Annotated in this window: 10 protein-coding genes; 8 read left to right on the top strand and 2 right to left on the bottom strand. The window is 39.3% G+C overall.

What is annotated here, in order from left to right; translation table 11 throughout:
• The first annotated feature begins 12 nt into the window (after positions 1–12).
• The 8 genes from LHW48_09390 to LHW48_09355 are packed head-to-tail and all read left to right on the top strand — an operon-like array spanning position 13 to position 10,690.
• On the top strand, positions 13–1,374 hold the full coding sequence (locus LHW48_09390; protein ID MCB5260664.1) for a UTP--glucose-1-phosphate uridylyltransferase: 1,362 nt from the start codon (positions 13–15) through the stop codon (positions 1,372–1,374).
• Positions 1,375–1,385: 11 nt separating this feature from the next.
• Positions 1,386–2,585 (top strand): MlaD family protein, encoded by a 1,200-nt coding sequence (locus LHW48_09385; protein MCB5260663.1) that lies wholly within the window; start codon positions 1,386–1,388, stop codon positions 2,583–2,585.
• 19 nt (positions 2,586–2,604) lie between these two features.
• On the top strand, positions 2,605–4,755 hold the full coding sequence (locus LHW48_09380) for a PqiC family protein (GenBank protein ID MCB5260662.1): 2,151 nt from the start codon (positions 2,605–2,607) through the stop codon (positions 4,753–4,755).
• Entirely contained in the window at positions 4,755–5,843 is a 1,089-nt protein-coding gene (locus tag LHW48_09375) for an MlaE family lipid ABC transporter permease subunit (GenBank protein ID MCB5260661.1), read from the top strand. Before LHW48_09380 ends, LHW48_09375 begins: the two co-directional genes overlap by 1 nt.
• Positions 5,840–6,601, top strand: a complete 762-nt coding sequence (locus tag LHW48_09370; GenBank protein MCB5260660.1) for an ATP-binding cassette domain-containing protein — start codon at positions 5,840–5,842, stop codon at positions 6,599–6,601. Before LHW48_09375 ends, LHW48_09370 begins: the two co-directional genes overlap by 4 nt.
• Entirely contained in the window at positions 6,598–7,074 is a 477-nt protein-coding gene (locus LHW48_09365; protein MCB5260659.1) for a dihydrofolate reductase, read from the top strand. The genes LHW48_09370 and LHW48_09365 overlap by 4 nt, the downstream gene beginning before the upstream one ends.
• Before the next feature lie 20 nt (positions 7,075–7,094).
• Positions 7,095–8,708: a SpoIIE family protein phosphatase gene (locus tag LHW48_09360; protein ID MCB5260658.1), complete on the top strand. Its 1,614-nt coding sequence runs from the start codon at positions 7,095–7,097 to the stop codon at positions 8,706–8,708.
• Positions 8,705–10,690, top strand: coding sequence for a glycosyltransferase (locus LHW48_09355; protein ID MCB5260657.1), 1,986 nt, complete (start codon positions 8,705–8,707; stop codon positions 10,688–10,690). The genes LHW48_09360 and LHW48_09355 overlap by 4 nt, the downstream gene beginning before the upstream one ends.
• 836 nt (positions 10,691–11,526) lie before the next feature.
• Here LHW48_09355 and LHW48_09350 read toward each other — a convergent pair.
• Positions 11,527–12,495: a KpsF/GutQ family sugar-phosphate isomerase gene (locus tag LHW48_09350; GenBank protein ID MCB5260656.1), complete on the bottom strand. Its 969-nt coding sequence runs from the start codon at positions 12,493–12,495 to the stop codon at positions 11,527–11,529.
• Positions 12,492–12,993, bottom strand: a 502-nt coding sequence (locus LHW48_09345; protein MCB5260655.1) for a threonine--tRNA ligase, incomplete at its 5' end; no start/stop codon positions are given. The genes LHW48_09345 and LHW48_09350, both read right to left, overlap by 4 nt.

The following is a 12,993-nucleotide window of genomic DNA, read 5'->3' as shown; positions in this document are numbered from 1 at the left end:
GGATAAATTATAATGCTCACTCAGTTTGTAAAAGCGATGAAAGCTGAAAACCTTTCAGATATTTTGATCCGAACCTTTAGCAATTATTACAAAGCTCTCGAGAGTGGAGTAAGGGGAAGCATTCCCGAAAGCACAATTTTTCCTCCACAAGGAGATTTGTTAGCTAATTACTCAGATCTAGATACAGCCGGAACAGAGAAATATTTAAAACAAATCGCAGTAGTCAAACTGAATGGAGGCTTGGGAACAAGTATGGGGCTTTCCAAAGCAAAATCTCTACTTCCTGTTAAGGGCAATATGAATTTTTTGGATATTATTACCAGACACATACTTGCTTTGCGCTCAAGCTCTGGCTATGACATACAACTTCTTTTTATGAATAGTTATGCCACTCATCAAGACACCTTGAATTATCTGATGAGATACCCAGATTTGCAAACTCAAAGCTTGCCAATATCTTTTATGCAAAACAAGTTTCCCCGCATACGTCAAGAAGAACTTGCTCCCTTTAATTCTTCCGACAAAACTCAACGATGGAATCCTCCAGGTCATGGGGATATTTACACAGCAATATCAACAACAGGGATTTTAGATAGTCTAATAGCCAAAGGCTATAAATATATGTTTGTATCAAATTCCGATAATCTGGGAGCAGCAGTAGATCCTCGTATTGCATCATATATGGCTAAGAACGATATACCCTTTTTGATGGAAGTATGTGAACGAACCGAGATGGATAAGAAGGGTGGTCATTTGGCCCAAGATGCGGAAGGGAATCTACTATTGCGTGAAATAGCCCAGTGCCCAGCAGACGATTTAAACAATTTCCAAGATATTAACAAATATAAGTACTTCAACACAAATAACTTGTGGATAGATCTCAATGCTTTGGATTGGCACCTCATCACCAATGATGGTCTCATGATTTTGCCACTAATTGTAAATCCCAAAGAAGTGGAAGGCACAAAGGTTTTTCAGCTGGAAACTGCCATGGGAGCAGCAATAAGCAGTTTTTCCGGAGCAAAAGCTTTGGTAGTTCCTCGTGAACGTTTTGCTCCCGTAAAAAAAACGAATGATCTTTTGGCTATCTGGTCAGACCTTTACGAGCTTAACGATCAGTATCAGATTAAACTAAAACGAGGAGTATCAAAGATTCCTTATATAGATTTGGATAGCAGGTATTATGGCAATATCGACCAATTGCTTAATCGCTTTGAGACAGTTCCTTCGTTAGCAGGTTGCAAGGAGCTGATTATTGAAGGCGATGTAGGCTTTGGAGCTGATGTTATCTGTGACGGACGAGTACACCTTAAAGCAGAAAAACCAACAAAAATCAGTAATATGCTTATTACGGGTGATCTTACCTACAATTAAGGGGGATAGATTTGGTATCTAAAGCAACAAAAGTTCGTTTAGGCGTTTTTTTAGCGGTTGGCAGTATTCTGATATTGGTTTTTGCTGCGGCAGTTGCAGGCAATCGCCTCACTCAAAAGTGGGATACTTATTATATAGTTTTTGAAGACTATCCTGTAAGCGGTTTGCAGGTAGGGGGAACCGTAAACTATCAAGGGATTAAAGTTGGTAGAGTGGAGGACATCAAAATAGATCCAGATGATGTACTGAAGGTGAGGGTAACAATAAATATCGAACCTGGTACCCCTATAAAAGAAAACACTGAGGCAGTTCTAAGTTTGGTGGGAATAACCGGATTGAAAGCTGTGGAGATCCGAGGCGGCACAAATGAAGCGCGCACCATAAGCCCTGGTAGCAATATAAAAGCTGGATCCACGATGATCGACGATATTTCGGAACGAGCTATTTCCATAGCCGAGAAGATAGATGCGATTGCTCAGAATATAAACGAAATTACAAGTGAACAGAATCGGGAGAATATTGCCAAGATATTAGATGAGACTGGGGCAATTTTGGAAATAACACGCAATAAACTGAGCGGTACCCTAGATTCTTTTAATCGAATTGCCAACAATACTGCAAATCTTACAGAGGATCTTAGCCGAAATCTGGATTCCATAACTCAAACCTTGAACAACAGTATAGAAGATATATCCGATAGCTCTGTGGAATCCATAAATCAAATAGCCGAAACATTGAATGATGAACTGGTACTCATTACCAGAAATTTAAATAAAACCGTGGGAGACATTACTGACCAAACTGAATATTTGTTACAGGATACTAGATTCCATCTCAATAACATTGGTCAGAATACAAATACTCTAGTATTGGAGGGAACGGAGCAGATAGTAAGTATTAGTACTAATATCAACCGTTCTTTAGATACAATCAATCAACTACTATCTTCGGATGAATTTGTATCGATAGTGCAAAATATTGATGCACTCTCAGCTCAATTAGCTGAGGCAAATGTAAAAGAAATGGTATCAAATCTTGGTACTACTATTCAAAGAACCGGAGTTTTGGTAAACACTCTCAACCGTGCGCTATTGAGATCGCAAGATGATTTGCTGGAAACCCTGGAGAATATGAGGTATGCTTCAGAAAACTTAAATGATTTCTCAAGGCAAATCTCTGATAATCCGGCAATTTTACTGCGCGGCAATTAAGATGCGAGGAAGGTGTATAATGAAACGGATATATTTACTTATTGTTTTGTCAGCCTTAATCTTTGTGGGAGGGTGTTTTAGTAAAGTTGAACGCATCCAAACCAATTATTACGTTCTGGACTATCAGCCCAGTACAGAAAAAACTGAACTAAAGTTAGATGTTTCCAGCGGAAAAACCTTGCACGTTTTTAACAGCAAGATAAATAGGACATACAGTCGAAATCAAATTGTGGTTAAAGAAAACTTCTATAGAGTTCGGTTTATGAATAACGATCTCTGGGCAAATCGTCTAACCGATGCTATTCCCAATTTGATAACCCAAAGGTTACGCGCTTACAATATATTCTCTAATGTGAGTAGGGACACCGGAGAGACGGATCCGAATTATTACTTGGAAACTAACGTTCTGAACATTGAAAAGATAGAGGGAAAGAACCCCAGGGCTTTTTTAAGAATGGAATTTGTAATGCGCGATAGTACATCAGAGAAGGTGATTATTGCCCATCGCAATGAGCGTTATCACGATTTGAGCGATGATTCTACCGTGTATTTGGTGCAGGTTTTTAACAATATGATAATGGAAGAGACGAACACATTTGCCGCATTATGTATTATGCATTTTGCCGGACGTCCCATTCGTAGCACTCGCCGGGATTATCAGGATACGCTAACTGCTCCAGAAGAGTATTATTTTCAACAGCTAGATGAAAATCTGTCTCAAATTGAATATGGTGAGCTGTTTCTAAGCACAAAATCCCCGATTGCCAATGATATACTATATCGAGTTGAGGGCTTAGATTCTCTTAATACCTCTATCTCAGAACAATGGGGCACTTATAATTCGCCATTACAGCTTGATCCGGGTAAATACCGTATTATTACCGGATACAATGAAGATATTCAAATGATTCTCAATGTATATCCACGTCAGCGCACAGTTGTTGAACGCAATTGGTGTGAGCTTAAAGTTAGAATATTGGATCAATCTCAGAGTAAAGTACGCCAAATATATGATATATGGATTCAAAATGAAGATGATTATGGATATAGGAAGGTAGGCACGGGCTTTAGTTTAAGTGACGATGAACATGGAATAGAGGAGGAACTTTGGATACTCCCGCCCGGTTCTTATATGGTTACGTTAGGGGGCTATTCTTGGAGCGATCTAAAGGATTTTACCACAGTTAACTTAGTTAAAGGCGATAGTCATACTCTAACTATTGTTGTAGATCCAACCAGTTCAAGTGGAAATATTTTGGTTGGTGCCGGTGTGTTATCAGATGATTTAGGTATTGGTAGCATCAAGTTTCATAAAGGAATCATCCACGCCAACGTAAATCTTTCGGCTGATAATTCAATCGATCAAGATGATCCCATGTATTCTCTTAGTTTGTTTGGCACGTTTGATAATACCATAGATCACGATTTCCGTCCGTTTCATATTAATATGCGAAGTATTTACGATATAGGTGCGAATTTTTCTAAAGACGTAGATTTTCGCATCAACCCCGATTCGTATTCGTTGAAAAATGTTTTTCTTATTTATCCTTGGGGAAAGCAAAAGCGATTGCTTAATAACTTTGCTTTCTATCTTAGAGGAGATCTCAATACACATTTTTGGGATGAATATACCAAATTTTCAGATGTAAAGAATTACATTAAGATAAACAGTGAGGGAACTGAGGTTCAACGAGTTGAAAACACAGACGAAATTCGCTCCAAAATTGCTATGTATCCACTCAGGTTAAAAGAAGGGGGAGGGTTAACATACCGCATTAATTTTAGCCCTAAGAGCTATATGAGTTTACGCGGAGGATACGGCTGGCAACAAGATTTGAATAATAATTCTTATAGCTATGAAAAAACCGACTCAGGATATGATATTTATCGGGAATCACCTGATAATTACAGTCGCGGAATCGAAACAACACTAATCTTTTCATTGGTAAATCTACTCTCCTTCTTCTCTTTGAATTCAAGTGTTGACGCTTTGTTCCCCATTGAAGAAACAGGGGTTATGCCTCGCATCGAGAATGAGAACCAAATAAACTTGAGGATTTATCGCAATATTTCGCTTGAGTTTAAACTGAAGCTTGAGTATGATGAAAGAATTAAGCCTTGGTGGGTTTACAACTATACCTCGTATCTTAGGATGAGTTTGTTCTACTGATGTATCTTAAACTATCCAACAACGTACTGGTACTGGAAGGTGTTTTTACCAAAGAAAATGTGCCTTCTGCCGAAAAAGAATTGAGTAAGTTGTTAAAATCCAGTATTCAAGAACAAGTTACGATGATAGATCTGGGCGGCATCGAATCTCTTGATAGTGCCGGTGTATCGTTTCTGGATGAAGTGCATCAACATTTTGGACAAAAGAGCGGAATTTTGCTTTTTAGGGGTGCAAAATCAGAAGTTCAGGCGGTTATTGATACTTTTACTACCATCAATCTACCAATTGTTGCACCAAATAGAGAGATGGGTACTTTTGAACAATTAGGTCACAATGCAATAGCCTTCTACTATTCTATGATAGAAGCCCTTACCCTTGCTTCCGAAATATTCTATTACAGTGCCGTGGGTTTGTTTAATGCGAAGAGCCGACGCAAGGGATCTACAATCCAGCAAGCAGCACTGCTTGGATCTCAAGCCCTGCCCATTGTGGCGTTACTTTCATTTATTATTGGTTTCATTTTGTCTCTACAGTCTGGAGTACAGCTCAAGAACTTTGGCGCAGGTGTGTTTTTGGCTGATCTACTTGCTATTACGATGGTTAGGGAAATGGGACCCTTAATTACATCGATTATTGTTGCTGGGCGCAGTGGAAGTGCAATCGCATCTGAGATAGCTACCATGCAAGTTACTGAAGAATTGGATGCTTTACGCATGATGTCTCTGCACCCCATACGTTTTGTGGTTGTTCCCAAGTTTCATGCCATCACGTTTGTAATGCCCATTTTGGTAATGTTTAGCATCTTAGTAGCTGAGATCGGAGGAGGACTCATAGCACTTGTTCTATTGGATACTTCGATGGAAACTTTTATAGACCGATCCATAGAAATAATCAGCATCAAAGATATCATTATCAGTTTTGGAAAAAGTATATGGTTTGCTTGGGTGATTGTGATCGTGGGATCTTATTACGGATTTCAAGTAAAAGGCGGTGCTGAGGGAGTGGGAAGAGCAACCACAGCAGCAGTGGTAAGCTCTATATTTGCCGTTATCCTCTTCGATGCTGTCTTTAGTTTGTTATATTTATGAAGAAAGAAGAACTGTTTAGCGGCAAACCAATTATTGAGGTTAAGGGTCTCGTTGCCAAATATGATGAACTCACCATACTCGATGGCATTTCTGTCGACATATATCCTGGAGAAATTACAGTGATATTGGGGGGTAGCGGTTGTGGGAAAACCACATTATTAAAAAACATGCTAAGGCTTTATGAACCAGCCGCTGGGAGCGTGAAATTTTGGGGTGATGAAATCCTTGATATGGGCGAAAATGAGTTTTATGCAGTGTTAAAACGCACTGGAATGCTTTTTCAAAATGGCGCTTTACTAAATTCTATTCCCGTTTACGATAACGTATCTATTCCCTTGGAGATGCATACGGATCTTTCCACCAAAGTTATCGATAGGATAATTCGAGTTAAATTGCATTTAGTAGGATTGAGTCATGCTATCTATAAATTTCCTTCAGAGTTATCTGGAGGCATGAAGAAGCGAGCATCTTTAGCTCGAGCCTTAGCGCTTGATCCTGAAATACTTTTTTGTGATGAGCCGTCGGCTGGATTAGATCCCGTTACTTCCGAATCTCTGGATAATCTCATCCTCAACTTGAAGCATCAACTTAAAATGACTATTGTGATAGTAACCCACGAACTTGCCTCTATTCATCGCATTGCCGACAAGATTATCTTTTTGGATGATGGAAAGATGCTTTTCTATGGTAATCTGCAAGCTGCCAAACAAGCGGGAATTGAACCAATAGACCATTTCTTTGAGGTGGGCAGGTTTTGAATCCCAAGATAATTGTCGCAATGGCAAATAATATGGTAATTGGGAACGATAACCAAATGCCTTGGCATATTCCAGAAGATTTAGCATGGTTCAAACAGAAAACAATGGCAAACACTATCATTATGGGCAGAAAAACATTCCTCACATTAGGGGCTGCATTAGAGGGCAGAAAAAACGTTGTTCTGAGTACGAATCGGGAGTTCAGCGCACCTCAAATTGTTGTAAAACACTCTCTTCATGATGCGCTATCTTGCTTTCCCGATGCTTTTATAATTGGTGGAGCAAATGTATTTGCCCAAGCTCTGAATTTAGTTCACATTATGTACATAACACACATTAGAGCAGATATCCCTGGAAATACCAGATTTCCCGATTTTGATTTCAGCCAATGGGAAAAATCGGTTCTTAGAGAAGAAACTAGCTCTTCGGGATATCTACTAAGCTTCTGCCGTTATACAAAAAAACCTAGCTAACCTACATATATGAAGAGGACATGATGGATTTAGAAGCTAAAGTATTAATCGTGGATGATGAAGATATCATTATTCAGATTATCTCCAGTATCCTTAAGGGAGATAACTATCAAACAGACTATTGTCATAGTGGTGAAGAAGCTTTAAAAAAAATCGCAGATAATAGCTATGAATTGGTGTTATTGGATGTTAATATGGGTAGTGGCTTGGATGGTTATGAAACTTGTAAGCTTATGCATAAATCCAAACCAGATATTCCAGTTATCTTAGTTACTGCAAGCCAAGACGATGAATCTGTAAACAAGGGTTTTGAGGCGGGCTCGGCAGATTACATCAAAAAGCCAGTCTCACGGCTTGAATTGCTTGCCCGCGTGAACAATACCATTACTTTAACACGTGCCGAACACAAGAATCTTCAATTGATCGATGCTTTACGTAAAGATCTTAGCACGGCTGCCAATATTCAGCAGGCAATATTGCCCAAATGGGTTTATCTGGACAAAGAAATTTTATTCTCTTCTTATTACGAGCCCTGTGAAGCAGTTGGTGGCGACCTTTTTGATCGCATCAAACTTTCGGATACAAAATACGTTGTATATATTGGCGATGTTTCGGGGCATGGAGTACAAGCAGCGTTACTAATGACAGCCATAAAATCTACCATCAAGCTAATGGTAGAAGCCTATCAAGATACAAAATCTATGGCAGAGCTTTTTACAAAACTCAACGAGAGGCTTTACAACGATCTCTTTATGCATAATAATTACCTTACGCTTTTAATGGGAGTGGTAGATATCAACGAGCAGGAAATACGCTTTTTAAACGCAGGACATCCTCCTTTAATTAAAATAAATTCCCTAACTTCTCAGATCAAGATTTTAGATGAAAAAGGCTCACTCCCTTTGGGATGGATGCCCTATACCAACTATAATGATGAAGATATGGATCGGTTACCACTTAACAGTACTGATATTTTCTTGGTTTTTACCGATGGCATCTATGAGTGCACAAACCATAAGGGTTTGCAATTTGGCATCGAGGGCATTAGGCAGTTACTTTCCAATATATCCGATAGGGATACATGTATTACGATTCCTTTCAAGATTATCGATTACTTGATCAAAAATGACTTTCGCACCAATCTGGACGATTTTACTTTATTTGCCTTCCAAGCTTTGCATTCAAAAAGTGATATTCCAAAACCCGGGGGTATTACCCGACATCATCACCTCGTATTGCGCTCCGCTTTGCGAGAAGTTGGAAAAACCGCCCAGGAATGTGAACGATTGGTGCTAAAATGGACCAATGATTCATTCTTGGCGGCAAAAGCAGAACTGATTGTTGATGAGTTCTTAAACAACATTATAACCTATGGTTACAATTATCGGGAAGATGCAGAAATAGTTCTGGAGTTCCGAGTAATACCGAATATGCTTTCTATCCGTTTTTGGGATAAAGGTATCGAATGGGTACCCGAAAACTTGTCTTACAGCATCGAGGAACCTTACGATTTTGAGCTGGATGGGGCGAATTCAAGCGGGCGAGGTGTAAAGATTATTATGTCTATGAGCAATCGCTTCGAGCGCAAAAGATTTGGCTATCTCAACGAAACAAAAGTGGAAATCGATATATGATTAGCATAATTCTGCGTGCAAAAAACGAGATGCCCTGGCTAGAAAAAACTTTGGATATGTTTCAGAAGCAAAGCAGGCAAGATTTCGAGTTAATTTGTGTAGATTCAGGTTCTACCGATGGAGGTTGGGAATTATTACAAAAAGCCAAGACGCTTAAAGTATATAGCATACCTGCCCAACAATACATTCCCGGGAAAGTTCTCAATGAAGCTATAACCTACGCCTCTGGAGAGTATATAGTCTTCAATAATGCAGATGCTATTCCATGTAACGAAGAATGGTTAGAAAATCTAATTCGCCCACTGGAAACTGATAGCGAGCTAATTGCAGTTTATGCAAATCAGATTCCTCGCCCAGATGCTATTCCGCCGGTTAAAAAAGACTATCTTAGGGCGTTTGGTGATGGGAAAACTGCTTCTAAGTGGAGGCATTTCTTCTCTCTTGCCAGCTCTGCTGTAAAAGCTGAATATATCAAAAACAATCCCTTCAACGAAGATCTGCAATATTCTGAAGATATTGAATGGTCTTGGAGAATGAAGCAATTGGGCTATAAAATTGGATATGCCAAGGATGCCATGGTGGAGCACTCACACAACTACACACTTAAACAAATAGCAAAACGCTATAAAGGTGAAGGAGTTGCCGAAGCTTATATTTACCGTGATTTATACGAAAAAGATCCTTCCCAATTATCTTTCTTTAAAACTGTGTTATTGGCAGCAAGTATTGAACTTTTGCGCGATTTTGTATTTTTGATCCACGAGAAGAAGCTGGCTTGGTTACCAAAAACAAAGCTATATAGGTTTGCACAAAGGTTTTTCGCTTGGTATGGAAGGAAGAATGCATTTTATAAAGCTTGCAATAAAGTAGAACGGAAAATCCTGATTAGCTGTATGGCTTTCGACAAAGGGAAATCTGGTATTGCGGATTACATTATCAGCGTTACCAAAGAGCTTATTAAAGCACATGAAGTATATTTGCTTATCCATCCTTCAGATATAGATAACTTTCCCTTTCGAGACAAGCATTTGCACTTTATCGAAAGCCCCCAGTGGGTTAAAAACCCCTTTGCATCAATGTTTTGGCATTTGTATTTATTACCGTTTTATCCATCTTTAAAGCGTTTCGATCTCATATTTTTACCCGCAGCAAATCGCAGGCTGTTCTGTAGCTATAATAAGCGTACTATTCTTACTTTTCACGATCTATCCCAATTTCATATTCCAGGCAAATACGATATCTTGCGCATGTTTTATATCAAGCATATTGTTCCTCATTATTTGCATAAAGCGCCCAGAATATATGCTATTAGCGAAAGCACAAAGTACGACTTAAGAAGATTCTTTGGCATTCCAGGTAGCAGAATCTTTGTGAACTACAATGGTTACGATCCCGCTAAACTGGAAAACCCAATTAGCTGCGCCGAACTTGAATCCAAATACCATGTTAAGGGAAAATATCTACTTTATATAGCTCGCATAGAACATCCCGGAAAGAATCATTTGAATTTGCTTAAGGCGTATGATCTACTACCACAAAGCATTAAGGATGAGTATTGTTTGGTATTAACTGGAAGTGACTGGAATGGGGCAGATGTGGTAAAAGAGTATTGGCATAGAATGCGAGATAGAAAACGAGTAATTTTTACCGGATTTGTTCAGGATAGCGACTTGGCTGGCTTATATAAACACGCCTCTTTATATGTGTTTCCTTCTCTTTATGAGGGATTTGGTATTCCCTTATTGGAGGCCTTTGCTGCTGGAGTTCCAGTTGTCTGCTCAAATACTTCTTCATTGCCGGAAATTGGCAAAAAAGCTGTTCTTACCTTTAATCCCCAAAAAGCATCTGAAATTGCCTCAGCTATTCAGAGTGTGCTTTCCAATCCTGCTTTAGCAGATGCGTTGAAAGCGAAAGCGTATAAGCGATTAGAGGCATTTAGTTGGGAACGGCATGCAAAACAACTATTAGAAACATTACGTTGAATCCTAATTAAATTGGCTTCATCAATCGTCGGGATTATAAACCTCGCCATCAGCACATTTCATTTATCGATAGTTGACACAAAATAAATGGTTAAATATCAGTTCGTTAAAGCCATATTCGTTCAAATGAGAGTTGTTCATACAGAAACAATAAAACAGGTGCTTTTGTATGGAGCCATGATGAGCTTTTCTGGAAATTTGTCGCAATTATTGTAATACAAACCTCCTTCTTGATACTTTTACGGAGAGTTAAGGCAAGTTTAGGCTACCATCATCATATCGATAAGGGAGAATCTCAGGATAAACCCACGCTATGTATAGCTTGAGGCAAGGCGAGTGAGGTAATAAACAAGGTTCTCTTTCAAACCTATTGGGTAGCCAGTATAAAAGGCTTTCTTTCGGTTCGAGTAGGTGTATACAATATTTTTATGCCAGTATTTTCGGTAACGCCTGTGGCAAGCAGGAGCTTGCCATTCCATCCCTCGCGCTGGCGAAACAGTTCCCTGCCCGTACTGTAATTGTGCTCGCAGTCAAGCGCTTAAGTGAAGAATATTCTGTAGATCTATGATGCCCACTTAGTTTGAAAGAGAGCCATAATAAATATAGTGTTTCACATAAAATTGGACAATAAATAGATACATCAAAAAAAGGCGTAATTAAGAAGAAACATCGTGATGATAATCGGTGCTTAACTCAGCTAAAATCAATGAGTTATTTGTTCAACGATCTATTCAAGATTGTTGGATATGCCAAACAGGGATGCCTCGCTATAAACAAATACTTATCTAACTGGTTTTCAAAAGCTAATATGACAGTTTGAAAATGTAGGGAAGCTACTATACAACTCCTGCTCTGATAAGATCGTGCATATGCAGGATTCCAATGGCTTTTCCTTGTATATCTATTACAGGAAGGGCTGTAATACTGTGCTTCTCCATCAATGCCAATGCACTAACGGCCAGTTCGTTTGCTAAAGCATGTTTCGGATTTGCAGTCATACATTCTGCCGCACGATGCGTTAGAAGCTCATCCCCTCGAATCTGAAGCTGCCGGCGTAAATCTCCATCAGTAATAATACCTCTCATCAATCCAGCATCGTCTTCTATAATGGTACAACCAAGTTTTTTGCTGGTCATCTCCAATATTGCTTCTCGCATGGGTGTATTTTCGTGTACGTGAGGGAGATTTTCACGAGAATGCATCAAATCCGCAACCTTTAAGAGAAGCTTTTTCCCAATTACTCCACCCGGATGGAATCTGGCAAAATCATTAAGAGAGAAGTTCTTGTCTTTAAGTAATGCAATAGCCAAAGCATCGCCTAAAGCTAAAGCAACGGTAGTACTGGAAGTAGGAACCATGCCTAATGGTTCTAGATCTGCATCGACCTTTGTGCATAATACTGCATCAGAAGCCTTAGCCAATTGGGAGCTGCTATTTCCTGTAATGCTAATAAGGGGAATACCGATAAACTTGATATAGGGGATTATCGCCAACATTTCGGAAGTATTTCCGCTGTTTGATACCGCCATAACCAAATCTTCTTTGGCAAGCATTCCCAAATCTCCGTGAATGCCTTCGCCAGCGTGAAGAAAAATTGAACTGGTGCCGGTACTGGCTAAAGTTGCAGAGATCTTGCGCGCTATAATGCCGGCTTTTCCAATTCCGGTGAGAACTACTTTCCCTCTGCATTTTTGCAACAGAAGGAAAGCTTTCTCTACTTGTAAGGGTTCTAATGTCTCAGCAACAGAAGTGATAGCGGAAGCTTCTTTAAGTAGCTCTTCTTTGATGCTTTCAAACACACTCATAATTCTGCTTTAATTATGTTTATTGCCTCATTAATACTCATCGAACCCAAATCACCTTTGGTATGACGTCGTAGAGTAAGGGTGCCTGCATCTGCTTCTTTCTTACCAATAATACACATATAAGGAATCTTCTTAAGTTCGGCTTCGCGGATTTTGTAGCCAATCTTTTCGCTGCGACTATCTATCTCACAGCGTAATCCCAAGCTTAGCATTCTATCTTGTAAAGATTTAGCATAATCCAATTGTGCATCTGTTATTGGTAATAACATCATTTGGATTGGAGCAAGCCATAAAGGCAGATTACCACCGTGATACTCTAAAAGAGTGGCAAAGAAGCGTTCCACCGAGCCCAATATTGCTCTGTGAATCATATATGGGCGATGTGCTTGATTATCTGCTCCAATGTATTGCATATCAAAACGTTCTGGCAAATTAAAATCAAACTGGATGGTTGTACATTGCCAGGCTCTGCCAATGGCGTCTTTAATCTTTATATCT

It is taken from the genome of Candidatus Cloacimonadota bacterium, assembly GCA_020532355.1.
Lineage (GTDB): Bacteria > Cloacimonadota > Cloacimonadia > Cloacimonadales > Cloacimonadaceae > UBA5456.
Note: the sequence above shows the minus strand (reverse complement) of the source record. Positions and strands in the feature narration are given on the sequence as shown.

Excerpts from the sequence above, each read along its gene's own strand:
- LHW48_09390 (MCB5260664.1), top strand. The coding sequence starts at position 13 with ATGCTCACTCAGTTTGTAAAAGCGATGAAAGCTGAAAACCTTTCAGAT.
- LHW48_09380 (MCB5260662.1), top strand. The coding sequence starts at position 2,605 with ATGAAACGGATATATTTACTTATTGTTTTGTCAGCCTTAATCTTTGTG.
- LHW48_09375 (MCB5260661.1), top strand. The coding sequence starts at position 4,755 with ATGTATCTTAAACTATCCAACAACGTACTGGTACTGGAAGGTGTTTTT.
- LHW48_09370 (MCB5260660.1), top strand. The coding sequence starts at position 5,840 with ATGAAGAAAGAAGAACTGTTTAGCGGCAAACCAATTATTGAGGTTAAG.
- LHW48_09360 (MCB5260658.1), top strand. The coding sequence starts at position 7,095 with ATGATGGATTTAGAAGCTAAAGTATTAATCGTGGATGATGAAGATATC.
- LHW48_09355 (MCB5260657.1), top strand. The coding sequence starts at position 8,705 with ATGATTAGCATAATTCTGCGTGCAAAAAACGAGATGCCCTGGCTAGAA.
- LHW48_09350 (MCB5260656.1), bottom strand. The coding sequence starts at position 12,495 with ATGAGTGTGTTTGAAAGCATCAAAGAAGAGCTACTTAAAGAAGCTTCC.